This is a genomic window from Enterococcus sp. ZQ21 (genome assembly GCF_030053755.1).
In the GTDB taxonomy this organism is placed as follows: domain Bacteria; phylum Bacillota; class Bacilli; order Lactobacillales; family Enterococcaceae; genus Enterococcus_B; species Enterococcus_B lactis.
Genome location: NZ_CP125659.1, coordinates 56,026 through 77,335 on the forward strand (window position 1 = coordinate 56,026; position 21,310 = coordinate 77,335).

Annotated in this window: 29 protein-coding genes and 2 pseudogenes; 6 read left to right on the top strand and 25 right to left on the bottom strand. The window is 32.5% G+C overall.

What is annotated here, in order from left to right:
• Positions 1-232: 232 nt before the first annotated feature.
• Genes QK255_RS12875 through QK255_RS12910 form a run of 8 tightly spaced genes read right to left on the bottom strand, consistent with a single transcriptional unit; the run spans position 233 to position 6,163 of the window.
• Positions 233-1,432 carry an ABC transporter permease gene (locus tag QK255_RS12875; RefSeq protein WP_002293193.1) on the bottom strand — a complete coding sequence of 400 codons (1,200 nt, stop codon included), beginning with the start codon at positions 1,430-1,432 and terminating at the stop codon, positions 233-235.
• Positions 1,429-2,112, bottom strand: coding sequence for an ABC transporter ATP-binding protein (locus QK255_RS12880; protein WP_002293192.1), 684 nt, complete (start codon positions 2,110-2,112; stop codon positions 1,429-1,431). Before QK255_RS12880 ends, QK255_RS12875 begins: the two co-directional genes overlap by 4 nt.
• Positions 2,109-3,326, bottom strand: a complete 1,218-nt coding sequence (locus QK255_RS12885; RefSeq protein ID WP_283341636.1) for an efflux RND transporter periplasmic adaptor subunit — start codon at positions 3,324-3,326, stop codon at positions 2,109-2,111. The genes QK255_RS12880 and QK255_RS12885 overlap by 4 nt, the downstream gene beginning before the upstream one ends.
• Positions 3,319-3,816 carry a hypothetical protein gene (locus QK255_RS12890; RefSeq protein ID WP_002293189.1) on the bottom strand — a complete coding sequence of 166 codons (498 nt, stop codon included), beginning with the start codon at positions 3,814-3,816 and terminating at the stop codon, positions 3,319-3,321. Before QK255_RS12890 ends, QK255_RS12885 begins: the two co-directional genes overlap by 8 nt.
• 1 nt (position 3,817) lies before the next feature.
• Positions 3,818-5,203, bottom strand: coding sequence for a PH domain-containing protein (locus tag QK255_RS12895; RefSeq protein ID WP_002293188.1), 1,386 nt, complete (start codon positions 5,201-5,203; stop codon positions 3,818-3,820).
• Positions 5,200-5,631 (bottom strand): hypothetical protein, encoded by a 432-nt coding sequence (locus QK255_RS12900; RefSeq protein WP_002293187.1) that lies wholly within the window; start codon positions 5,629-5,631, stop codon positions 5,200-5,202. The genes QK255_RS12895 and QK255_RS12900 overlap by 4 nt, the downstream gene beginning before the upstream one ends.
• Entirely contained in the window at positions 5,621-5,893 is a 273-nt protein-coding gene (locus QK255_RS12905; protein WP_002293186.1) for a hypothetical protein, read from the bottom strand. The genes QK255_RS12900 and QK255_RS12905 overlap by 11 nt, the downstream gene beginning before the upstream one ends.
• The gene (locus tag QK255_RS12910; RefSeq protein WP_002329885.1) at positions 5,894-6,163 is read right to left on the bottom strand and encodes a hypothetical protein; all 270 of its coding nucleotides are present in this window, start codon (positions 6,161-6,163) and stop codon (positions 5,894-5,896) included. It lies immediately after the preceding gene.
• A gap of 507 nt (positions 6,164-6,670) precedes the next feature.
• Between QK255_RS12910 and QK255_RS12915 the strand changes: the two genes are divergently transcribed.
• Both QK255_RS12915 and QK255_RS12920 read left to right on the top strand, forming a co-directional pair.
• The gene (locus QK255_RS12915; protein WP_002293184.1) at positions 6,671-6,805 is read left to right on the top strand and encodes an enterocin L50 family leaderless bacteriocin; all 135 of its coding nucleotides are present in this window, start codon (positions 6,671-6,673) and stop codon (positions 6,803-6,805) included.
• 19 nt (positions 6,806-6,824) lie between these two features.
• Positions 6,825-6,956: an enterocin L50 family leaderless bacteriocin gene (locus QK255_RS12920; protein WP_002293183.1), complete on the top strand. Its 132-nt coding sequence runs from the start codon at positions 6,825-6,827 to the stop codon at positions 6,954-6,956.
• A 205-nt stretch (positions 6,957-7,161) separates the two neighbouring features.
• Here the strand turns inward: QK255_RS12920 and QK255_RS12925 are convergent, their stop codons facing one another.
• The 7 genes and pseudogenes from QK255_RS12925 to nrdI form a co-directional block, all read right to left on the bottom strand.
• Positions 7,162-7,845, bottom strand: a complete 684-nt coding sequence (locus QK255_RS12925) for an IS6-like element IS1216 family transposase (RefSeq protein ID WP_002329884.1) — start codon at positions 7,843-7,845, stop codon at positions 7,162-7,164.
• 456 nt (positions 7,846-8,301) lie between these two features.
• The gene (gene nrdF / locus QK255_RS12930; RefSeq protein ID WP_002292696.1) at positions 8,302-9,252 is read right to left on the bottom strand and encodes a class 1b ribonucleoside-diphosphate reductase subunit beta; all 951 of its coding nucleotides are present in this window, start codon (positions 9,250-9,252) and stop codon (positions 8,302-8,304) included.
• A 74-nt stretch (positions 9,253-9,326) separates the two neighbouring features.
• Positions 9,327-9,818, bottom strand: a complete 492-nt coding sequence (tpx, locus tag QK255_RS12935) for a thiol peroxidase (protein ID WP_025477519.1) — start codon at positions 9,816-9,818, stop codon at positions 9,327-9,329.
• 361 nt (positions 9,819-10,179) lie between these two features.
• On the bottom strand, positions 10,180-11,133 hold the full coding sequence (locus QK255_RS12940) for a ribonucleotide-diphosphate reductase subunit beta (protein WP_002290111.1): 954 nt from the start codon (positions 11,131-11,133) through the stop codon (positions 10,180-10,182).
• Between the two features lie 9 nt (positions 11,134-11,142).
• Positions 11,143-13,299 carry a class 1b ribonucleoside-diphosphate reductase subunit alpha gene (nrdE, locus tag QK255_RS12945; RefSeq protein ID WP_002290112.1) on the bottom strand — a complete coding sequence of 719 codons (2,157 nt, stop codon included), beginning with the start codon at positions 13,297-13,299 and terminating at the stop codon, positions 11,143-11,145.
• Positions 13,300-13,333: 34 nt separating this feature from the next.
• Positions 13,334-13,531 carry a TehB-like domain-containing protein gene (locus QK255_RS13395; protein WP_109114453.1) on the bottom strand — a complete coding sequence of 66 codons (198 nt, stop codon included), beginning with the start codon at positions 13,529-13,531 and terminating at the stop codon, positions 13,334-13,336.
• 132 nt (positions 13,532-13,663) lie between these two features.
• Positions 13,664-14,101, bottom strand: a pseudogene (nrdI, locus tag QK255_RS12950) (class Ib ribonucleoside-diphosphate reductase assembly flavoprotein NrdI); the annotation flags it as partial.
• A 157-nt stretch (positions 14,102-14,258) separates the two neighbouring features.
• Here nrdI and QK255_RS12955 point away from each other — a divergent pair.
• Together QK255_RS12955 and QK255_RS12960 are read left to right on the top strand one after the other, a co-directional pair.
• Positions 14,259-14,930 (top strand): Crp/Fnr family transcriptional regulator, encoded by a 672-nt coding sequence (locus tag QK255_RS12955; protein WP_002290114.1) that lies wholly within the window; start codon positions 14,259-14,261, stop codon positions 14,928-14,930.
• Between the two features lie 228 nt (positions 14,931-15,158).
• Positions 15,159-15,839, top strand: coding sequence for an IS6-like element IS1216 family transposase (locus tag QK255_RS12960; RefSeq protein ID WP_283341625.1), 681 nt, complete (start codon positions 15,159-15,161; stop codon positions 15,837-15,839).
• Positions 15,840-16,312: 473 nt separating this feature from the next.
• Here QK255_RS12960 and QK255_RS12965 read toward each other — a convergent pair.
• From QK255_RS12965 to QK255_RS12980, 4 genes and pseudogenes are all read right to left on the bottom strand, one after another.
• A pseudogene (locus tag QK255_RS12965) lies at positions 16,313-16,534 on the bottom strand (DUF2786 domain-containing protein); the annotation flags it as partial.
• A gap of 9 nt (positions 16,535-16,543) precedes the next feature.
• A complete protein-coding gene (locus tag QK255_RS12970) occupies positions 16,544-16,750 on the bottom strand; it encodes a hypothetical protein (RefSeq protein WP_002293548.1) in 207 nt (68 codons plus the stop codon).
• Between the two features lie 49 nt (positions 16,751-16,799).
• Positions 16,800-17,195: a hypothetical protein gene (locus tag QK255_RS12975; RefSeq protein WP_002293546.1), complete on the bottom strand. Its 396-nt coding sequence runs from the start codon at positions 17,193-17,195 to the stop codon at positions 16,800-16,802.
• Between the two features lie 74 nt (positions 17,196-17,269).
• Positions 17,270-17,440: a hypothetical protein gene (locus tag QK255_RS12980; protein WP_002293544.1), complete on the bottom strand. Its 171-nt coding sequence runs from the start codon at positions 17,438-17,440 to the stop codon at positions 17,270-17,272.
• 97 nt (positions 17,441-17,537) lie between these two features.
• Here QK255_RS12980 and QK255_RS13400 point away from each other — a divergent pair, with 97 nt between their 5' ends.
• Positions 17,538-17,765, top strand: coding sequence for a hypothetical protein (locus QK255_RS13400; protein ID WP_306173746.1), 228 nt, complete (start codon positions 17,538-17,540; stop codon positions 17,763-17,765).
• A gap of 110 nt (positions 17,766-17,875) precedes the next feature.
• Here QK255_RS13400 and QK255_RS12985 read toward each other — a convergent pair whose 3' ends face one another.
• The 4 genes from QK255_RS12985 to QK255_RS13000 form a co-directional block, all read right to left on the bottom strand.
• Positions 17,876-18,313, bottom strand: coding sequence for a hypothetical protein (locus QK255_RS12985; protein WP_002287515.1), 438 nt, complete (start codon positions 18,311-18,313; stop codon positions 17,876-17,878).
• A 15-nt stretch (positions 18,314-18,328) separates the two neighbouring features.
• Positions 18,329-18,580 (bottom strand): hypothetical protein, encoded by a 252-nt coding sequence (locus tag QK255_RS12990; RefSeq protein ID WP_002293542.1) that lies wholly within the window; start codon positions 18,578-18,580, stop codon positions 18,329-18,331.
• On the bottom strand, positions 18,580-18,786 hold the full coding sequence (locus QK255_RS12995; protein ID WP_047936590.1) for a hypothetical protein: 207 nt from the start codon (positions 18,784-18,786) through the stop codon (positions 18,580-18,582). The genes QK255_RS12990 and QK255_RS12995 overlap by 1 nt, the downstream gene beginning before the upstream one ends.
• Positions 18,787-19,230: 444 nt before the next feature.
• Positions 19,231-19,491: a hypothetical protein gene (locus QK255_RS13000; protein WP_002344871.1), complete on the bottom strand. Its 261-nt coding sequence runs from the start codon at positions 19,489-19,491 to the stop codon at positions 19,231-19,233.
• A 173-nt stretch (positions 19,492-19,664) separates the two neighbouring features.
• Between QK255_RS13000 and comI the strand changes: the two genes are divergently transcribed.
• The gene (gene comI / locus QK255_RS13005; protein WP_223261117.1) at positions 19,665-19,811 is read left to right on the top strand and encodes a competence inhibitor ComI; all 147 of its coding nucleotides are present in this window, start codon (positions 19,665-19,667) and stop codon (positions 19,809-19,811) included.
• 99 nt (positions 19,812-19,910) lie between these two features.
• On the opposite strand, the gene ssb is transcribed toward comI, so the two are convergent.
• Both ssb and QK255_RS13015 read right to left on the bottom strand, forming a co-directional pair.
• On the bottom strand, positions 19,911-20,396 hold the full coding sequence (ssb, locus tag QK255_RS13010) for a single-stranded DNA-binding protein (RefSeq protein ID WP_002339775.1): 486 nt from the start codon (positions 20,394-20,396) through the stop codon (positions 19,911-19,913).
• Between the two features lie 2 nt (positions 20,397-20,398).
• A complete protein-coding gene (locus tag QK255_RS13015; RefSeq protein ID WP_002296242.1) occupies positions 20,399-21,298 on the bottom strand; it encodes a nucleotidyl transferase AbiEii/AbiGii toxin family protein in 900 nt (299 codons plus the stop codon).
• Positions 21,299-21,310 lie beyond the last annotated feature (12 nt).

Here is a 21,310-nt window from a genome sequence, read left to right on the forward strand (position 1 = left end):
ATCATTAGTTTTTGTCTATATAAGTTATACTCAAAATCCTAAATATTAGGGATAAAGAATTCTCCTATACAATCAAAAATTTCCTTTATTTCGAACTCCGGTCACCTAACTCTGTTGATCTCTTACAAGCCAAAGAATATCTCTATACTACAAAGAAACAATAGGGTGCCTGGTTGGTCTCTTTGTGTTTTATTTTAGAATCTAGAACGTAAATATTCTTGTCATTCTGATTTTATCTAAGAATATCAATTAAATCTTTTTTTGCAGCCTCTGAAGCGGGCATTACAGAAAAGACCAGTCCAATAACCGAAGATACCCCAACCGCTAGTAAAATAGTAAATAGATCAAGTGACACGTTTACCTTTATCAAAGAACCAACACTATAAGCAAGAGCCATTCCTAATAAATAGCCAATTAACCCTCCTGAAAGAGTTAAAATCAAACCTTCTAAAAGGAACTGCAGCATAATCGATTTTCGAGTAGCTCCTAGGGCTCTTCTTATACCGATCTCTTTTGTTCGTTCAGATACAGATATATACATCATGTTCATTACACCTACCCCTGCGATAAATAAAGATATACCTGCTACAGCTGTTATAAAATAAGTGATCGTACTGAGGATTTGACCAATTCCTTTCGTTAACATAGCCGTATCTAACACTTCATATTCCCCCAAATGTTTCAAACTACCTTTTTCTTTCAATTGGTTTATCACTTTAGAGGTCACCTTGTCAGGTTCAACTCCTTCCTCTAAAGTTAACGTTAGAGACGATGTATCCTTTTCAGACTTAAAATAATAGTGATACGTAGCTTTTGGAATTTCAATGTTTATATTTGATAAGGAAAACAAATTATCTTGTTCTTCTCCTGGAAAAACGCCCACAATCCTAAATAATTCTTGCTCGATTTCAATTCCTTTACCTAATGCTTGCTCAGATGTATCAAATAGCTCTTTGGCAGTAACTGAATCAATCGCTGCGACTTTATTTGACAATTCACTATCTTGACTTGTTAAATTTCGTCCTATAGAAACTTTTTCACCTTCAGAACCTATAAGTTTGATTTGTTTGTTTGTTTTTTTTCCCTTAATTATCAAATCTTTGTAGATTTGCTCTTCGTCTATTTTAGAATAGTCAACTTTTTTAACCCCTTCTACATTTCCTATTATAGATAAATCTGCGTCTTGAAAAAAATCTGTATTTGTATCATACAAAGAAGTATCATTAGGTGTAAAATTTAGTTGAATTTCTACGTTTTTAGAATCGCTCTTAGTAAGATTTTTTATAGTGTCCTTCTCAAAACCCCTTCCAATAGCTAAAATTGTTATAACAGAAGAGATTCCTATTATGATCCCTATCATAGTTAATATACTACGCTTACGATTATTTTTAATCGCTTGCCAAGCTGAACGAAAATTTACATAGACGTTCATTGTACCAACTCCTTATCTTCAATAATGGCACCATCTCTAATCTTAATTAGTCGGTGACAATAAGGAACGACTTCAGGGTTGTGCGTAACCATAATAAGAGTCACGTCATCTTCTTTATTTAAAGTAGCAAACAGCTGCATAATTGCCTCTGATGTATTCGTATCTAAAGCTCCTGTAGGCTCATCTGCTATAATAAATTTTGGTTTGTTAATAAGTGCTCTAGCGATAGCAACTCGCTGCTGTTGACCTCCTGATAACTGCTTTGGGTATTTATATTCTTTTCCTCTTAAGCCAACTCTTTCCAATACTGAAAATACTTTTTCTTTGGTTTGAAAGGGAGAGATTCCATTATAAAGAAGCGGTAATTCTACATTTTCATAGACTGTATTACTCTCAATTAAACTAAAATTTTGGAAAATAAAGCCTACTGTCTGATTCCTTATTCTAGATAGAATATCATCTGTTGTATTAATCAGAGACTTACCTTCAAACAAGTATTCTCCTTCAAATTTACGATCAATAAAGCCTAAAAGATTAATTAACGTTGACTTTCCAGATCCTGAAGGACCCATAATAGCAATCATTTCCCCCTTTTTGACGGATAAATGAATATCTTTTAATACATGAAGAGATTCCTCTTCGTTGGTATAATATTTATTTACGTTATTAAGCTCAATCATTGTTTCACCGTCACTTCTTGTCCATCTTTCAAGCGTACACCAGGATTTTCGATGATTGAATCATTCTCTTTAAGCCCTGTCTTTACTAAGTATTTTCCATTTTCTTCCTTTACTTCTACTTTTTGTTTAATAGCTTTTCTATCTCTATAAATAAAAACAAATACTTCATTGTTTTCTTTAATCGTATTCTTTTTAGCTAATTCTAAATGATTCGTTGGCACATTTATTTGGACGTTATAACCATAATGAATAGGTTCTTTAGGGCTGACCATGAACGTGAAGGTGGAAACTGTATTATTTTTATCTGAGGATATATTAGTTTGTGTACTTACTTCCATATCTTCAGGTAATGCATTAACATCAGTGATTGTTCCTTCTATTGATTTTTCTTCATTGAGCAGATTAATATTTACTACTTGCCCTACTTTTACTTTATTATAGTCATATTCCGTAACGGTTCCTTTTATAACTTTATCTGGACTAACAATAGTTGCATACGGTACTGCTGCGTCTGTCTTGCCTTTATCGTTAATATAGACAATTCCTTTAATTGGTGCGGTTACCGTATTTGTAATTTTCTTTTTTGTTTGTTCAATAGTATTATTTACACTTGATAGATCAACATTCGCTTCATCTAGTACCTGTTTTGCTTGTGAGACTGCATCTTTTTGTGCATCTAAGGCTTGTTGTGCAGCTTCTATTTTATTCTCATCTTCAGCTTTCTCCGCTTTTTTCATTTCTTCATCTATTTTTTTATTTGTAATTGCAGCATGTTCATTTTTAGCAGCAGTTAAGCGAGTTTCTAATTCTTGTCGTTTTTGTGTTGCATTTTCAAGATTTATTTGAGCATTTGTAACAGCCAAATTCAACTTTTCTAGCGATTGCGTTTGTTCTTCCGCTTGATCCTCAATAGTTGTATTTTGATAAGTAGCAATTACGTCATTTTCATTGATCTCTTGACCATTTTTAACGGAAATAGCACTGATTTTGCCGAGCGTCTGATCTAAATTTAAGTAACTAGTATTTTTGGGTTGAACAATCCCTTTTAAAACTAAGGGTTCACTCTTTTTTACTTTAACTAGTTTATAAGAATCTTCTTCCACAATAGGGTTACTCAATTTGTAAATAACAGCACCCCCAATTAATAAAAAGCTGATTACTCCACCCATAATACTCAAATAAATTTGTTGTCGTTTAGTCATTTTTTTAGTCATTCTCTTCTCCTAGATCTAGTTTAAAAATACCAATTAAGACCATTACGACCGGTATCTTTAACAAAAATATAAAAAATATCGTAAATAATAGCATACCTAGGTTAAACGAAGAAACGCCTGTATTACTATCTAGGTTGTTAGTGGTTAATACAGTAAATAAAACGACAATAACGGTCCATACTAGATTTAAAAAGTAAGGATATTTTTTTATAATCTTTTTATTCTTTAAATTTTTATTAGCATAAAAAAACATTATAAAAAAAGCAATAGCCATCAACAAATTCAAAAGTGTAAATATTTTAATTGGCGCACTATTTAATTGATTAAAAATTTTAATTCCCTCGTCACCTAATTTTTGATAAGCAGCTTTATCTGGATTAAGTGATACTGGTAGATCAAAAATAGATAATACTATTTCAACAGCACATAATATTAATGCTATAAAATTCCATCTCTTTATTTTTTTAATTTTTACGTTGTAGTTTTCCATGCTATCCTCCTACTGAATGGCTGTTATTTACATTTTTTTCTTCAATACTTAACTCACTAAAAACATTCAATACTTGTGTCTTAGTGATCCCACGTAATACATATTTTTTTGAAGGTAAATTATTGGAGTTTAGTATAAGTTTGTACTTTTTAAACATACATATATTAGAATACTTAATAGTTTCTATTCCATTTGATAAAATCAATACTTTTCGATTAAAAAATACGCCAGGAATAACTAAGCACACACCTCGTTTTTCTTTAACTTGAATAGAAATAAAAAAACTATCAGAATATTTCTTACATATAGTGACTAACAGTAAAAAAATGTAGTACCTATAACCATGTAAGTACCCAAAATATACAATCCCTAAGAAAAAAAATATATATAAGATATTGAGGCACAAGAAACAAAGACTATACTTAGAAGATTGTTTCTCCAATATAGTCTCGAATTTTTTTAGTTGTAAATTTTCTTGAATTATATTTTTAAAAATATCGTATTTAATATATGGGAACAGCATATTTTTAAATTCATTTTTAGAACTATCATTTTTGGTAGTCAAACAGTATATGTTAAATATTTTCAAATATCGCATAAATACATTCTGGTACATAATCATGGTATTAATGTTATCAATATCAAGTTCTTTACTACTATAATCCAATATTCCATTTTTTTTATACAAATACTTGTTAGTGCTTTCCACTGAATAATTGCCATATCTTAATATCTGCACTAAAATAATTATAATGAACGCACCAAGTGTTAACGCAACTATTAAATAGGTATTCATTGTTACATCTTTATAGGAAATATTCAGATAACTAAAGTTATCTATAAAATCCAATGAAGATAAGACGACAAAAATTATATTTGCTGAAAAAAAAGACATTATTACTATGTCTTTTTTCATAGGTTTAAATATTAAATCAATCTTCTCCTCTTCTTTGTCCGTTACACCTACTTCAAAAAAAGAATTAAAGATCCATTTTTCAGTTTTATTTATACATCTAATAACTATTTTTTTATCTTCTTCTTCTTTTAAATTCAAAATGACTTTATATTTATTTAAAGCTTTATATAAAAACGACTGAGTAAATTCAATACTGTCGACATACTTTAAGTCTTGTTTATCTATTTTTAAAATGCTTTTATTAAAAATACCTTTTTCTAAAATAAAGTAAGTTTCAAAAAATCCATATCTAACACTAAAATACTCGGTTATTTTTTGGAATATTACATATACAAGGTAAAGAAGATACATAAAAAAAAGAAAAGTTAAGTTTTTATTTATTAGAAAAATAGAAAACGGAATAGATATAATTAAACTTCTAGCTATAGAAATAGTATTTATTAAAAAAATACATTTATTTAACTTTTTCATCTAATAACCTCTTCTTTTATTTTTCTAACATCATGTAAATTTACTCCTAGCAACTTATAATCCTTTACAATTGTTTTTAGCTCAACTTTTTTCCAATATTTTTTAAAAAACATATAGTCAGTCTCAATCACTGTATATACTTTAACTTTTGGAATTACAGTTATCTTTCTTATAATAAATCCTTCAAAAATGTATATATTCTTATAATCTATTTTAATTGAATATTTCTTTACATACATATACTCGTAAAAGATATCAAAAGGGATCAAGGTAACAACTAAGAGCAAGACAATCAAAAAAAATTTTTGATTCACAAAAATTTGGATCAAACCTGCAATGCCTATAACTAAGATTGACCCGATTACATTTTTAACTATTGAAAATAATAAATAATTATGATGCATCATAAATTCAAATTCATTTTTCATTGAAAAATTTCTCTTTTAAATGCTTATTTTGCTTCTCGTTCTTTATTCTGTCCCACTGACTTAATCCTGCCATATAATAAATAAAGAATCCTAACATCAACCCCATAACTATTAATAAACTTAGTTTTTCTCTAAAAACATATAAACTTAATGCAACAAAAATACCGGGAATTAAAAACAATAAATGCTTATTATTTAATTTAGGCATTAACCATGTTTGTACTGCCAATAGCCCTAATAATACAATTACTTCTACACTCATCTATAACGCCTCCTTATGCTTTTTATAAATCAAGCTAGCGATCTCTGGAAATAAAATATCTTCAGAAACAAGAATATCTAAATACACTTTTAATGCATCCTCTGTATATCTATCTTTTCCTATTTTTTCATTAATACATTGTAGTTTCTTTTTTACTTTTGAATATGAATATCCTTTTTTACACATTCTTGATATATTACCTTCAGATAATAAAAAATCAATCATAAAATTTTGATCTTCTAAACTAAAATTAGAGAAATAATTTTCCATTTTTACCTCCTATAATAGACCCCCTACAGTCTCCCTTCCTTTCTGTTTTTAAGACACCCTATACCATTACATCAAACGACATTAAAGTATAAATAAAAAAATTCCTGCTAAATTGACTATATCATACAAAATAACTGAGTTTATTTTTGACTAATAAAAGCTTCTTTTGGACTCATAACCGTTAAAAAATATTGATATTTGGATAAATCATATTTGTAGAAGCTCTTAAACAAAAGAAAGAATCAAAATAGTAGAATGATTTTATATAATATAGGCTTGATATAGTTACATTTCATCAAATATTTTAATGTCAACTAATATTAAATGTTAAAATTTTTACTTATTTTAAAAAATTTTTCTTCTAAGAGAAAAAAATTTAATTGTGGAAAGCTAGTATTTGCAACAATACATCTTCTATGCATAAATATATATTTTGTCAAATATTTTTTTTGTTTTTGTGTGATATACAATTATTATGAACAAAAAAATGATTGGAGGAGTTATATTATGGGAGCAATCGCAAAATTAGTAGCAAAGTTTGGGTGGCCTATTGTTAAAAAGTATTACAAACAAATTATGCAGTTTATTGGAGAAGGATGGGCAATTAACAAAATCATTGAGTGGATTAAAAAACATATTTAAAATAAGGATGTGTTAGTATATGGGAGCAATCGCAAAACTAGTGACAAAGTTTGGGTGGCCACTAATCAAAAAATTCTACAAACAAATCATGCAATTTATTGGACAAGGATGGACAATAGATCAAATTGAAAAATGGCTAAAAAGACATTAATGTTTAAACTAAACTAAATTTTGAAAAAAGACTATAAAGTTATAAGGATATCCTTGTATTCTTTGTAGTTTTTTGTTGTGTAAACATTCGGCTTAACGCTAGATAATAATTACTATTTTATTTTTTTGAGGATAACCCTATATCAGTATACGGTTCTGTTGCAAAGTTTTAAATAAAGAATAAAATCCCTTACGGTATCTATGATTTAAGCTGGGATTCCCAATAATACCTTGATTTCAGTACAGACCGAAAACCCGAAGAGAGTGCCTTCTTTTCGGGTTTTCTTATATAATCCTCGAATGGCTTCCATGCCTTTAATCGTGGTAGAGGCGGTGCGTAAACTTCGATAGAATTTATTGCGTCTCTTTACTGGACGATGGTCTTGTTCAATCAAATTATTCAGGTATTTAATGGTACGATGTTCTGTCCCTTGATAAAAGCCGCCGTATTCTTTTAGTTTCTTAAAGGCACTTGTAATAGAGGGGGCTTTATCTGTGACTACAACCTTCGGTTCATCAAACTGCTTCACTAACCGCTTAAGAAAAGCATACGCTGCTTGTGTGTCCCGTTTTTTACGTAACCAAATATCCAAGGTTAAACCATCTGCATCGATGGCTCGATACAAATAATGCCATTTTCCTTTAATTTTGATGTACGTTTCATCCATTTTCCATGAATAAAAGGATTTTTTATTTTTCTTTTTCCAAATTTGATAGAGTAGTTTGCCATATTCTTGCACCCAACGATAAATCGTCGTATGAGAAACGTTAATGCCACGATCATATAAGATTTCTTGAACTTCACGATAGCTAAGGTTATAACGAAGATAGTAGCCCACGGCTACAATAATCACATCCTGCTGAAATTGCTTTCCTTTAAAATGATTCATCGTCATTCCTCCTGCTATCTTTTTCTATTATTCTACCTTATTTGATAGTAGATTTAAAACTTTGCAACAGAACCTGTTCATCATTATAAGTTGCTGAAGTAAATGGTCATGCCTGGTCTAAGGTCATCAAGAAACGAGGGTCTGGAGTATCGCAAATCAGGTCATGACAATAAAACTGATTGAAGCGGTCAATGACGAAGTATCTGATATTTAATTTTTCAAAGCAGTCCTTACAAAAGGCTGACTTTTTATAATAGTGCCAGCCTTCTTGTTTGAAATATTTTTTAGCGGCACTTTTATTTGTCGCCAACAATGGTTTAACTCCAAATCAGAAAGAAGAAAATTATTTTAAGAAAATATAGCTCATTTTGTGTCTAAATATTTGACATTAGTCCAAACTTTTTTGTGTTGTTTAGTTGTTTTCATCTAATGGAGCTCCCGTTTTTGTTGTTCCTTTTAAAAAATATAATCATCATCAAGCATTTCCTCTGCCTCTCCCATTAGATATCCTGCACCAACCTGTGAAAAGAAATCATGATTTGCTGTTTCAATAGAAATGCCATTCATTACAATTGGATTTACATCATTTGCTGAGGCGTCTTTAAAATATATATCAAATCCCATATTCTGTAGAGATTTATTTGCATTGTACTTCACGAATGTTTTAATATCTTCCACTAGTCCGATTTCAGAATACACTTCTTCAGTATATGCAAACTCATTATCTAACAGCTCCTCTAGAAAGGAATACATCCAATTAGTATAGTTTTCTTGTTCAGTAATCGATAACTCGTTAAAGTCCTGTCTAAACTTATACCCTAAATATGTGCCATGTACTGATTCATCTCGTATAACCAATTTAATAAGTTCTGCTAAGTTAGCTAATTTATTCTGACCTCGGTACCAAAGGGGGATAAAGAAATTACTATAATACAATATTCCTTCTAAAAAGACACTTGCAACCTTAACCTGCATAGGTGTGCCATTCTGATAGATCTCATTAATCTTTTTAGCTTTGAATTGCATTCTACGGTCATTATTCATCCAAGTATATATTTCTTCTATATCTTTGAATGTATTAAGTGAAATTAAAATAGTTCCATATGTTTTGGCATGGATGGATTCCATAAAGGTGAAGTCGCTTAACACAGCTCTCTCTTTTAAGGTTCTTGCATTTTTCTTTAATGCATATAAGCCCTCTTCAGATTGTAACGTATCTAATAAGGCAAGCCCTCCAACTGCTTTTTTCACCACCTCCTTTTCCATATCAGAAAGTTTTCTCCAATCTAATAGGTCATTCGAAACAGGAACCCTTGTATCCAACCAGAACTGCGCAGTTGCCTTATCCCAGACATATTCATCTAATTCATCTTCAATAAGCTGCCAATTCATTGTTTTATTTAGCATTCTTTTCCCCTTTCCTTTGTACTTATTAATATTACCAATATATCAATAGTATATGATGTACGTAAAACACACACTTATAGTGATTTAACAACCCCAATGGGCTTCTCATAATTAGGAGATTCATTGATATTTTCAAGATATTCTGTATACTGAACAGTATTTTGAGAATCTAGAACCAAGACCGCCCTAGCTAGTAAATACCACTCCTCCATGAGAACACCAAATGCTTTACCAAAACTATTATCATAATAGTCAGAAAGTAAAACGACATCTAATCCTTCAGCACCACACCACCGCGCCTGAGCAAATGGTAAATCAACTGATACAGTGATAACAACCGTATCCTCTAGTTCTGATAATTCCTTGTTAAATGTACGTGTTTGTGTTGAACATAAATCAGTTTCCATTGAAGGAACAATTGAGATAACTTTCTTCTTCCCTTCAAAATTACTTAAACTTTTAAGAGTTAAATCACTTGACATTAGTGTAAAATTTGACATTGTATCGCCAACATGTAGTTGTCTCTCTGCTGAAACTGTAACGGTTTTCCCAAAAAATGTTGTTATAATATAATTCCTTTCTTAAGCAGTAGATTTATTTATTTCTACCTTCTATTCTCACTTTTTCTAACAAGTCCCTAATGCAATCTATGCATAACTTATCCTTCTAATTACTAAGCAAGTTCTTACCCTTACTTAATCGTAAATACTTGAGACCTCTATTATTGACTTTAATACGATATATATCTAGTCAGTAATAAGATCGATCAATCTATTGTTATCCTTTGTCATTAATATGATAACGGTATCTATCACACCCTTTCCTTTAAATTGTGTATCATAGACTAATTCCAAATCAATGACATTAATCCTAATTTCTAGTTTAATCACCAAATTAAGTCTATACCCCTATATTCCATATTCCCCTCTAGAACTCGTAATCAGATTCTTCCATAATCTCTTCATTAGTTGAAGTTGATTTATTACTAGAGATGGATAGATAATGCCTGCGTAAGTTATTTAACCGATAATTTATTCCTTTCAACACCTCATCATTAAAACTAAACTGCTCTTTCAATCCAATCCCCATGAGAATATTATTAGCTTCCTGCAATATTAAGTTTTTGGCGATTTTTTTACTCTCCTTTAAATAATAGAAGTCACCAATTATATTAAGTCCCAGCTTTACAAAGTGGTTGACAGTTTCATAACTCCATGCTTTGAACCGTTCAACCTCTTTCGGATCTGATTCTTTTAGTAGAAGCTTTACCTTATGACTAAAATAAAAGCAATGCAAGGACTCATTACGGATAATCATTTCCAACATAGTTCCGAGGTTATTAAATTCTTTATTAATCCATAACTCAAAAAGGTGTGAAAGATAAGCATAATTCAGAAGACCTTCTACACATAGCGCTATGAACCTTTTTTTAATTAGACTCGATTCTCTATAAACGGTATTAATATCATTTAAATATTCCAGTACACGTGAGTCATTATCAACCCACTCAAATGACTTTTCAAGGTTAATCTCTTTATCAAAGGTGAGCAATATTCGATTATAAGCTTTGGTATTGACCATCTCGATAAATTGAATATTATTTAAAATAGCAACTTCTTGTTGCGAACACTTACCATTTCGAACAATTTCACCTACCTCTATGGACTGATTGGTAGACAGATTCGTTAAAAGTATCAGTAAACATTTTAACTGTCCTTGTTCCTCCAAATTAAGCTTTATCCAATTCGTAAAATCATTTTCAATTGGAATCCGGGTATCTAACCAAAACAGTGATGTAGCTCTTTCCCATACTGCATTGTCAAATTCATCCTCGACAATATTCCAGTTAATAGCCCTATAATATAAATAGTTTTTTAACATAGTACCTCCTTAAATCATGCAAGATTCACAATTATTTACACTGTTGAATTCGTCATCTTCCGTATATGTCCGAACATAGTAGAGTGACTTAATTCCTTTTGTCCAAGCATAATTACGAAGACGATTTAAGTCCCGAGTTGTTAATTTTAAACTTCCTTGCTTCTTCCATTCATAGATACCTTCAGGTAATACAGAACGCATGAAGAGTGTCAGACTCATTCCTTGATCAATATGTTGCTGAGCTTTAGCGTAGATATCAATAATTTTTCGTTGATCCATGTTGTAAGCCGTCTTATAATATCTAAGTGTTTTATTTGACAAGTATGGAGCAGGATAGAAGATTGAACCAACTTTTTTCTCTTGACGATTTTCAATTAATTGGGTAATTGGGTGAAGAGATGCACTAGTCTCATTGATATAAGAAATAGAACCATTAGGAGCAATAGCTAGTCTATTTCGATGGTAGAGGCCATCTTTCATGACATTTTCTTTTAATAACTGCCAATCTTCAATAGTTGGTAATAAAATATTTTCAAATATCTTTGCCACTTTTTCAGATGTAAAATGAAATTCCTTCGCTAGATAATAATCAAAATAGCTTCCATCAGCATAGCGAGAGTATTCAAAATTATGAAAAGTTTCGTTCTTTTCTATTGCAATTTGGTGACTGGCCTTTAAAGAGTAATAATTCATAGCCAGAAAAAAAGCATCTACAAATTCTAAGGCTTCATCAGATTCATAATCAATACTATTAAGAGCTAAAACTGTATGAAGTCCCATTGCACCAAGTCCAATTGTATGGTAAAGCGAATTTCCATTAGCTACTGTTGGAACTTCACTGATTGCACCCCGATCAGTAATAGTGGTGAGTGCCCGAATCGCATATTCTATAGACTTTCCAAAATCTTTAGCTTCCATAAGGTTTACCATATTCATTGAACCAAGGTTGCAAGAAATATCGGTCCCCACCTTTTTATAACTTAAATCTGGATTTAATATAGACGGTTCTTGTGGTTGAAGGATTTCTGAGCAAAGATTACTCATAATAATTTTTCCTTTTACAGGATTAGTTCGATTGGCTGTATCAATATTTAAAATGTATGGATAACCAGATTCTTGTTGTAAACGTGAAATTTCCTGTTCTAATTCACGAGCATTAATTACAGTCTTTTCTATTTCACCATTATCCACCATAGTATCGTACTCTTTCGTTAGATCAACATAAGAAAACGGGATACCATAAACTCGCTCAACGTGATAAGGATTAAAAAGACACATGGGTTCATTTGTTTTAAGCAATTCATAATATTTATCGGGTACTACTAACCCTAGTGATAATGTCTTAACTCGAATCTTCTCATCTGCATTTTCTTTTTTAGTAGATAGAAATTCTAAAATATCTTGGTGGAAAACATTAAGGTAAACTACTCCTGCACCATTTCGTTGTCCAAGTTGATTACTATAGGAAAACGAATCTTCCAGTAATTTCATAACAGGCAGCACACCCGAAGAAGCATTCTCAATTTCTTTTATAGGAGATCCTGTCGCTCGTAGATTGGATAGATTAACCCCTACGCCTCCCCCTATTCTAGAAAGCTGTAAAGCTGAATTAATATTCCGACCAATCGATAGCATAGAATCATTAATATCAATAAGAAAACATGAAACCATTTCCCCCCGTCTCTTCTTACCTGCGTTTAGAAATGTTGGTGTTGCAGGTTGATATCTTTGGGAAATAAGTTCTTCAAGTATCTTATGAGCAAGATTCCTATCCCCATTCGCAAGATACAAAGCATTAAATACAGCACGGTCCTCAAAGTTTTCTAAGTAGTAGTTCAAATCATTTGTTTTCATTGCATACTGATTGTAAAATTTATAGGCAGCCATAAAACTTTTGAACTTAAAACCATAGTTATAGGCAAAGATAAACAGCTTTTTGACGAACTCTCTATTATTTTCACCATAAATACTAAGGACACTTTCATCAATATAATCATGACTAATTAAATAATCCAATTTTTCATCAATACTATCAAAGGTTTTCAAGTTATCCCTAATTTCTGTATTTAAATATTCCTCTAACGCCTTCCTGTCATAATGAAGTGGAATCTGTCCCTCTACTAGTACATTCAACATATTATTCAGAATAAAATAATCTTTTGTCATCTTAGTCTTCTTTCTATTTTTTATACTTTTACTTTTATTGATGTAAAAAATCAGATTTTTTACAAAAGAGATCAATGGAAAATACTAGGTCTTCCGTTAACGGAGAGAGTTTATACCATGTTTGGGTTTCAATAAATGGTGGTTGATTGCTAGTGTCATAAGTACACTCTCTGAGAACACCTCCATTCTCTCTCAATTCGAAAATCTTTATCTTCCCGGACCAAATAGTCATCTTTTACCAAGTCCCATCTTTAATATGATGACTGTGCCGCAAGGTATGAGGCATATGAGGTGGTGTCATATTGGGTAAATGCCTATATGGTACAAGCTCTGAACTGTATCTCCACTCTATTAACCTAGTATTCAATCGATTTGAAATACGAATAACATCTTCTTCAGTTCCTCGTAATTCAAATTCATCTAATACTGGAAATCCAAATTCCTCAGAATATTGGTGGGCCGTTAGGCAGAATTGTTTATTAAAATTTCGATTACCACTTCCGATAATACCCATACAATATTTACTATTTTTTTTATATGCGATAAGCCTACGGAGGGGTGTTGTTAATATTTCGGTATTACCAGTAGTGACACCATTCCCTCCTTCAAGGTAGGCTGGTAGAAAAGCAAAGTAAGGTTCTTTGATTTCAAATCCAAATGATTCATTATTTTTTACTAGATCCTTGACATTAACATAATCCAATTTCTCTTGAAGTTCTTTCTGGAGATAATGATTTAATCTTTCAAGAAAATTAGTTGTATTCCCGCTAAGGCTGATATAGTATATTCTAATCACTTGTATTTTTCCCTCCTAATATATATAATTCCTATATATTGCATTTGGTACTAAAAACAGACACTATATATAGTGGTTTAATTATATATCTTACCTAATTAAAAAAAAATGACCATGGTCAATTTTTTAGGAAATATAAAAGAATGTAAGGGAGAATAAAAATATGACAAAAATTGGCTGCGTTCATCGAGTTCCTCTTTTTAATAACCTTGCCTGCGATGAACGGAGTAAGGTTCAAGAATTGCTATATCATAAAACCTTTCAAAAGGGAGAAATCATTTTTTCTCCTGATGATCCAGAGCAGCTATCGATTGTTTCAGCTGGTGCTATGAAAATCTATAAACTGAGTAAAACTGGTAAGGAACAACTTATTCGTATTGTTAATGAGGGAGAATATGACGGAGAGAATTATCTCTTTGGTCTCTCAAATAATTCTCTTTCTGGAGAGGCAATCAAAGAAACAAAAGTATGTATCCTATATAAATCAGATTTCAATAAGTTAATCAATCTTTACCCACAATTAAGCTGCAAACTACTTCAATTAAATGCCTACAAATCTTTAGAGATAGAGAAGCAACTGGAACTACTGGCAATTGATTCAATAGAGGATCGTTTAGCTACTTACTTCAGTCAGCTCTCTCTCCTTTCAGAGGTAATGACAGAAGAGACCATTACGATACCAGTCTCACTGAAAGAATTGGCCAGCTATCTAGCTACCAGTCCTGAAACTATATCTCGTAAATTAAGAGCCTTTCAAGAAGGAGGGTTAATAAATAGAAAGGGAAAGAAAATTATACTATTTCGTTCTTTTTGGAATAAATTTGACTTTTTATAATCTTTATAAACTAAAGGATAGATGTTACTTCTACCTATCCTTTAGTATATTTCTTTGTTTCCTTATAAAATGGTAGTAATTTATCAAATCTTTTTAATAGATCATCAACTAACTGTTCTAATGAGTGGTCAGTCTCAATTGGAATATCCTGTTTGGTTCTGTTGCAAAGTTTTAAATCTACTATCAAATAAGGTAGAATAATAGAAAAAGATAGCAGGAGGAATGACGATGAATCATTTTAAAGGAAAGCAATTTCAGCAGGATGTGATTATTGTAGCCGTGGGCTACTATCTTCGTTATAACCTTAGCTATCGTGAAGTTCGAGAAATCTTATATGATCGTGGCATTAACGTTTCTCATACGACGATTTATCGTTGGGTGCAAGAATATGGCAAACTACTCTATCAAATTTGGAAAAAGAAAAATAAAAAATCCTTTTATTCATGGAAAATGGATGAAACGTACATCAAAATTAAAGGAAAATGGCATTATTTGTATCGAGCCATCGATGCAGATGGTTTAACCTTGGATATTTGGTTACGTAAAAAACGGGACACACAAGCAGCCTATGCTTTTCTTAAGCGGTTAGTGAAGCAGTTTGATGAACCAAAGGTTGTAGTCACAGATAAAGCCCCCTCTATTACAAGTGCCTTTAAGAAACTAAAAGAATACGGCTTTTATCAAGGGACAGAACATCGTACCATTAAATACCTGAATAATTTGATTGAACAAGACCATCGTCCAGTAAAGAGACGCAATAAATTCTATCGAAGTTTACGCACTGCCTCTACCACGATTAAAGGCATGGAAGCCATCCGAGGATTATATAAGAAAACCCGAAAAGAAGGCACTCTCTTCGGGTTTTCGGTCTGTACTGAAATCAAGGTATTATTGGGAATCCAAGCTTAAATCATAAATACCGTAAGGGATTTTATTCTTTATTTAAAACTTTGCAACAGAACCCAATAAACACCATTTCCATAATAAGTTGCAGCATCTACTGTAATTCCTAAAGTAGATACACTCAATAAAACAATTCCTAAAATCAAAAAATACTAACAAATTTTTTCTTCATATAATTGCCTCCCTTTTTTATAAAACAATTATATGTAATTTTCAGAACATTTTTGCAAAATTTTCATAAATAGTATCTTTAGTGTCATAATCGTCACCAATATTCTGTAAGATCAATCAAATTTTATCTCACTAATAATAATAGTCTTAATAAATAAAAAATGGTCTTCACTTTTCGGAATATTTATTATAAAAGGAGCTTGTTATAAAAAAGAGAAAAATTAAAACACAATAAAACATGTACAAACATATCAAAAAAGGCCAGTCAACAAACCTGTTAACTAGCCTTTTTTATCTTAATTTCTAAATAAACGATACAGCCATTTTTGCGGACGTCCACGATAGATCACGTGCGTTTCTACTGCTTCTATCCGTTGCTGCTCATGATAATTGAAAATCTCATCTTCAGTAAGATCATAGTCCATCATCAATTGCTGGGCTTTGGCTAATGCGCTCATTGATTCCTCATCATTTACATCCGCCGCAAGCGCCAGTAATTTTTGAATCTTTTCTTTTCTCTTGTCTGCCATTTTCTACTCCTAAAGGTAAGTGTGTGTTAAGTCTACTTCTTTTTTCTGAACGCTACTTTCCAGTGTTGCTAGTTCTTTTTGTGCTTTTTTCGTTCGTTTTAGTCCTTCTTTATACACCGTTGAAGTCTTATTATGACCTAACAATTCCAACTGTTCTAAGTCTTCCTCTAATTTCTCTACCCACATTCGCTTATGGTCTAATAAATTGTATTTCATGGTGATCTTCCTTTCTTCCTTTCTTCCTTTACTTGCACTAGCACTCTGTCTATAAAGCCAGTTCCCATGCCAGGTTTTTATCCTCATAGAATTTTGGATCGATATATCGGGTTAACTTATCGCATTCAAGCGTAAAGCTTTCTTCCTCGAATACAATAGAGATATTGTCCAATACAGTTCCTTCAAAGGCTAGCGCACCTAATTCTGTATGATTGTTTACCCAAACGACTTTTTCTTCAGTAATTCTAATTCCAAAGTAATCACGTACCCCATCGTAGCCACAAAGGCAAATGACCTTTGCTTGGTCAAAAAAGTAAGGCATTTTAAAGTAACGATCATCTACTACCGAAATTTCAGATCGTTCAAATTCTACAACACCATCTTCAGTTGCGGTTAACTGTGTTAAAATATCTGCTAACGATAGTTTAGTTTGTTTTTTCTTCATCTTATTTCCACCTTTTCCATTGTCTAAAAGTGATATCACTTTTAGGTTTTAGTATAAAAAGTGACGTCACTTTCTTAGTGCTGGTACCTCAAATCCTGCTTTTTCTTGGCAATCAATAAATCTAACGCAATACACATAATCCTGGATTCACTTTTGCCGTACTTCTGCTTTAGTTGCTGCAATTCTTTTTGTCTCTTTTCATCTAATGTCACGGGTAACCGTTTATTTCCTATTGCAATTGGCATTGGTACTCTCTCCTTTCATCGAAATAACCCCATGAAAAATATGGCTGCAATCATCTTGAATAGTAGACTCACGAGGACTAATACAAACCGCCAAAAGATCAAACAAAACACCAGTATTACCAAAAATACAGCGAGGTTTAACTGTACAGCTGCACTATCTCGCATAAGTATTTCGCCAACAAACAGTACTAACAATAAGGGAATAATCTTGTTCAAATGGATCACCTTCTTTCTCTTAAGTTATCGGGCTTTGCCCGTTTATTTCGCACCACCTAAGCGGCGGGGGCGGTTGGTGCGAAATAAGAACCATTCCCTTAGTTACTAGGCTTTTTTTGTCCTTATTTCACACATTCTCACTTTTCGGTATAAATGATTATTGGCCTTTTTTTCTTTCAAATCGTTGATATGGAATCCGTTGTTAGTTGATAAATCACCTTATTCATTTTCGTTGTCTTCCTTTTTCATGGTGTAATATGCGCCATACTTATTGATATTTTCAAAATAATCTAACCATTCACTTGAAACAGTCTTGGCTTTTTTCGTTTCGATAAATTTCGCATACGTTAGTTCTAAAGCTTGGTATTCAGAAGGTTTAATAGTGCTTGGTTTGACACCTACTTCCAAGCATAGTAAGGCTTGGAAAAACCATTTTGCATTTTGCTTTTTCAGTTCTTCCAGTGTTCGATAGTACGTCGCAATAAGATTCATTTCGACACCTGATTCAATCATTTCTTCCACAGCTACCGACAATTTTTCTTTATAATGTTTTTTTGGAACACGTGTTTCGTTGTATAGGAACGTCATATCCTCCATTTTTTGTGCCATTTTATCTAAAGGTAATTTGACAAATTCGTCATAGTAATTTTGAGCCATATTTTTTTCTCCTTTTTAGTTCTCTAATTTGGTTAACCAATATTCGTTTTCATAAGTTTCCAAGTTTTCTTGATAATGCAGTTCACATCCTGCAATCTTCACTAGGTCTTCAAATAGCATAGTCGGTGCATCCTCTACTAAAGGGGTTTCTATCGTCCAGTACCGCGGAATAAGTAAAGCTTCTGCTACTTTTTCAGAAATGACTTCTTTGTCCACCAAAATTTGAACGACTTCTTTTACAGTCAATAATTTGTGTTGTGTTTTCATCAGCGTTTCTTTCCTTTCTCATCAATCAAAATATAATCGCCATAAGACAAGGTATATTTTTTCCCGCATGTTGGACATTGATAAAAACAATAGCTTTTGATACATTTCGCTCTTTCTCCACAATCGCATTCGACAGTATGTGGTGCATGATAGTTTGGGAATAATTCGCTGAAGGGAACACCCCAATAATCAAATTTCTTTCGCATGATTGATTCTGCCTCCTCTTAGGAAAGGTTTTACTTCCTTTCGTTAGTTCTTTCTTTATTGATTTGTTGGCCAGAATGAATCAACGAAAAGCGACAAGGACAAGGGCGCGCAGCGTGCCATTTACCCTTGTCCTTGTCGCTTTTTGGTGATAAAAGGCAACTTGTTGCCGGTCTGGCAAATCAATAAAGAGATAACGAACAGGAACGAACCTTTTGGTGAGAGGAAGTTTTTTCTATTTTGTCTTGCTTTGCAAGACCCTTTATCTTAGTGAACGTGCAACGTTCACTTCCTTTCTTCTCGAACGGCGGTGGCGGTTGGAGTGAGAGAGGTTTTTCAATTGAGAAGGCGCTCGCGCCTTCCTAAAAAGGCCTTTTCATTTTTCTTGTTTCTATGTAAAACAAAAAGAGCTGCAGTCCTACATTAGGATTGCAACTCTTCTTTTTTTATATGCCCATCGATCGCGTAAAATGATCGGGATTTCTAACATACATGCTAGCAATAACTAGCTGATTTCGTTTATTGAAGTGACCTGTGACGACAATATTGTATTTTCCATCATCCATAATTAGCAATTTATCGATAATTTCAATATCTGCAACTACACAATTAATCGATTCATGAATTGTTTGTAAAGTAAAGCGAACCAATAATGGTTGTGTTTTTATTACTCGGATTTTATCAAGCAAACCAACATATTTGTTCATCACGATCACCTCGCTAAAATTATAGCAAAAACAACTAAAATTGAGAATTTTTAATCGGTTTTAGATATGCTATAATGATCAAGACAGTAAAGTTTGTGACGGTGGCTATCCGATTGAAAGTGAGGTGGTGCGTATGTGCGTACTTCCAAAATCTTACAGAAAGGAGAAGCCTTTTGCCTGTTGAAACGGCGCTAGGATTAATGATTAGTTTCGGTTCTTTGATCGCAACAATCATTTTTGGAATCTTAGCAGTTGTAAACAACAATCAAAAAAAAATAACCGTCAGCTTTAGCCGGTCGACGATTATTTTTCAAAAATAATATTAAGCTGGTCACCGTCTTAAACGGTGCTGTTAGGGGAGTTGTTAGCGCAACTCCTCTTTTCGTATCCATTATAACAACTTTATTGATCTTTTACAATCAGAATGGTAAATCATCATCACTAATATCGATTGATTGTCCGCCAAATGGATTTTGTGAAGCGTTCAATCCATTGTTGTTAGGCGTAGCTACATCCCGTTGTTCAAAGGTGGTAGGGCTTGGACTGCTGGACGATTGATCAGCGTGCGCACGGCTCTCTGTCGTTACTTTACTTTCTAATAGTTGAAAGTTATCAGCTACAACTTCTGTCACATACACACGTTGTCCTTGTTGGTTATCGTAGGTTCGGGTTTGAATCCGTCCGACAACGCCAATCAAGCTGCCTTTTTTAGCTAATGTCGCCATCGTTTCTGCTGGTTTGCGCCAAATCGCACAGTTGACAAAATCGGCTTCTCGATTGCCGTTTTGATTCGTGAAATTACGATTAACGGCTAAGGTAAAAGTGGCCACTGCTGTGCCACTTGCGGTATAACGTAAATCTGTATCTTTGGTTAACCGTCCTACTAAAGTTACATTATTAATCATCTTTATCTCTCCATTTCTTGATTCATTTGTTGTGATCTTTTAAACTGCCTTTTTCTTTCTTGATTTTCAATTTTGATCACACTTTTCATTAGGTGATCAATTTCGTTGACTGTATCTGCAAATGAAATGGAATTCGCAAACGTGTTAACTGAGCGATATTTTTCCCACTGCTTTTCCAAATAGTCGTTTCCCCTGATCTTATCCATTTCTCTTTCATAATAAAAGGATAAAGGCTTTGTATCTCCACGTTTTGTAAATGTATTTCGAACACTTTTGTATAACTCTTTCGTATCAATATTTTCTAGTTTCGGAATGGTAAATAAGTCGTAGTAATCTTTTGCTCTCGAATTATCTGTGCCAAAGCTGAACGTAGCACTTAGCTTTTCTGCAATAATTTGTTCTGTTGGATAAGCTGGAATCTCCACTTTTTTATCTTCAAACATTAATTGGTGATAGTGTGTATCTACTTCAGGATAAATAGAATCTCCTGTTGTCACGTCCATTTTAAACGGTACACGTACTTTCTCTAAATTAGCCACCAATTTAATTTGAAATCCAGGATAAAAATCGGCTTCTCTTGTTTCCTTCATTCCTTGAATAGAGAAAACAATGCCTTCTTTTGTGGGTTTTCTAGTTAAATCATTAAAAATGCTCTTCAATTTTTCTTCAGTTAATTTGCTATTTCTAAATGTCGTATCGATATCAATTGTTGTCCTTCTATCGATTCCATATTTTGATCCTAATAAAAAGCCGCCTTTCAAAATGAAGTCATTTTTGTACTTTGATTCAGAAATTTGTTCAATTAGACGATCCATCATAAAATGCCGTTGCACTAACTGTGCATTTAATCCTGTACTCTTTGCTAAATTTCTTGTTTTTGCTGCAAATTGTGTCGGTGTCATCTTTTTCCTCCA